This window comes from Paenibacillus agaridevorans, from assembly GCF_003112455.1.
GTDB classification, from domain to species: Bacteria; Bacillota; Bacilli; order Paenibacillales; family Paenibacillaceae; genus Pristimantibacillus; species Pristimantibacillus agaridevorans.
The window spans coordinates 87,768-90,516 of sequence record NZ_BDQX01000430.1; the positions used below are offsets into that span (position 1 = coordinate 87,768).

At 54.7% G+C, this 2,749-nt stretch carries 2 protein-coding genes; both read right to left on the minus strand.

Features of this window, described 5'->3' with window-relative positions; all coding sequences use genetic code 11:
* The coding region (locus tag PAT3040_RS32590) for an alpha-amylase family protein (RefSeq protein ID WP_181376977.1) at positions 1–1,814 on the minus strand (1,814 nt) is incomplete at its 3' end.
* Between the two features lie 30 nt (positions 1,815–1,844).
* Positions 1,845–2,749: beta-galactosidase (locus PAT3040_RS32595; protein WP_181376978.1), on the minus strand; the 905-nt coding region annotated here is incomplete at its 5' end.

Consider the following 2,749-nt stretch of genomic DNA (forward strand, 5'->3'; position numbering starts at 1 on the left):
GTTGTGGCCTGGCTGGCCGCCAGCTCGCTGCCTTCCTCCCATGCAGGAGCCGCGCTTGGAGCAGGCGGCGCGGGCAGCGCGTACAGTCTGCCTTCGCCCGGTTCGAAGCTGGCCGTCAACACGCCCGTCGTCGCATTGTAGGAAGTTCCGACCTCGAGGCCGGTCGTCTTGGAAATTTCGGTTACGGCCGTTGGCGAGCCGGATAACGTAAATGACGCCAAATGAGCGTCCTCCATATCCTTGTTGACGATCATCACGTACTCACGTCCATCTTCATCCTCCAGCAGCGAAACGATCATCGGCATTTCCGGTGCGCCGGTTGTCGGCTGCCAGAAAAACCCGCTTGGCAATGCTGTCGTGTATGGGGGCGTTCCTCCGGTTTGGTAAACCTCCTTGGAGGTAAGGCCAAGCAAGGTAGAACCCAGATTCAACACCTCCGCGTTAACATCCTGGGCATAATAATACGTATCGTTTTTGGAACCGTCCGGCAAAATCAATCCGTTGTCCATACCGTCCGGCGTATAGTAAGTAAAGTAGACATAACCTTTGGCCCCATAGGCCAAGGAAGAATAAATCTGGAAGCGCATCTGCTCTTCCGACGGCTCGATCATATTGTAATAGTCGTATTGCATCGCCTGGATATACACCCATAAGTCGGTATCGTACAGCAAGGAACGCTCGCGATAATATTCCAGCTGCAAGTACCAAGCCTCATCGAAGCCGGTGCTATAGAACGGATAATGGTCGAACGAGATGATGTCGGGATCGGTATCCAGCCAGCCGTTGACGTAATCCTGGTAGCTGCCGCGCAGCGGATCGTCCGTGCCGCTGTAATAGTGCATGCAAGTCGGACATAATCCATACAGATTGGTATATACCATATGATCCGGGTCGAGCGTGCGAATTAGCTCCATGGCGGATTGCAGATGCGGGAACTGGTCGCCGAACGGCTCATCCACGAGATTATAGCCGAGCAAGGCGGGATGGTCTTTATAATGATTGACATAAGTGGTGAAGAAGTCATCCGATGAGCGGCCCGTCGGCGAAAAAGCGGACCAATTGCCTCCCCCGTCTTTCGGAAGCGTCATCTGAAAATAGAGATCCTTGCCGGCCGCCACGCCGTTCACATAGAGATCGCCGTCACCGTACTGGTCTCCCGTACTTGCGAGGAACGGGCCCAAGTCCGTGACAGAATCCGTCGTCAGCTCAAAATAATAGTCCGTCTCGGCCGCCACGACGGCCCCGTTAATCGTAAATTCCGGGAAGTCCGTCACCACGGGACCGGACAACGTGGATGTCGCGATATGCGTTGTTTTGGCAGGGCTATCGTAGATGTTGAGCGTAACGGACGTCCCTGCAGGCCAAGCACCCGCCTTTTTGAAGCTGAGCTTCCAGACCGCCATCCCGGTAGCGTCCGGGGTCGTAAACGTCTGGCCGAGCGCCCGATCATTGCGCAGATACAGACTTGCATCCGTATCGTCGTTTTGGGAGATCCACTCCGATTGGTACCAGCGGATGCCGGTATCCGTCACCAAAATTTTTAAATCATTGTTTTGGGCCATCTTCAGCGCCCAATCCGTAGTCGCGGGCGTCGTCATCAGATTGGTAGACACGATGAAATTGGCATTCATCGCCCGAATATCGGCATATGCACTATCTGTGGTATCACTGGGCGGCGGATTGTGGAAAATGCCGATCGGGAATTCGCCGTCGACGGTTGGCGTCGGGTTCGAGCTGGCTCCGGCCGTCAAGCCGGAAAATAAGGTCAATACAAAGGCTAATGCGGCAATGATGGGCAAGCGAATGCGTCTCATAACAAGCTTCACCTCTTCCATTGGTTTGGACTAACCTTCCATGCGATAGAGCTTTCCTTCGCCCGGGCGAAGGCTAACGCTCAGCACCCCCGTCTCTTTGTCGTAATCGGCTTCCGACAGAACTCCCACCTCCTTTTGTTGATGCCACTCTTTACCGTCCTCGTTGCTCCACTCGCGGATAAAACCGGGTTTGGCGAGGAAGCGCAAGCGGGCATCCTGCTGCTCAAGCAGTTGTTTGCTTACGATCATAACGAATTTGTCGCCGTTCTCCGCCGTAAAGAGCGAGATAATCAATGGCGGCGACTGCTCCGCATTTCCGCCTCCCTCCGCCAGCTCGATGCCGGACTGCGGCGTCAGTTCCCGCGTGGCCGGGGGCAAGCTTCCGGTATGATAGACTTGGTCCAGCGTCAAGTTCAACAAGGCCGGTCCAAGCTTCAGCACCTCGCGATTGATCGCAGCCGCGTATTGAAACGTATCGTTGCGCGTGCCGTCCGGCAGCAGGAGACCGTTATGAAAGGCGGTTTCGCCATTGGTATGCGGCGTTTCGTACGTAAAATAAATATAGCCTTTGGCCCCGTAAGCAAGCGATGAATAGACATGGAACCGCATTTCATGTTCGGTCGGCTTGGCGATATGGAAGGTATCGTACGCGACCGATTGGATATATACCCACAGGTCCTTGCCATAAACCGCGCACTGCTCGCGCAGAAATTCCAGCGTCTGATAATGCACCTTCTCGTCCATGCCGCTCGTCAGGAAGGGGTAATAATCGTAAGACATTAAATCCGGGTTCGTATCCAGCCAGTCCTTCACGTAAGCTTCGTAACGCATCGGCGGCGTGCCCTCTAGCGAGAAATAATGTTCCCCCTCATCGTTGAGCGCGTAATGATTGACATAGACCAGCCGATCCGGATCCAGCGCCTTAATGGCTTTCG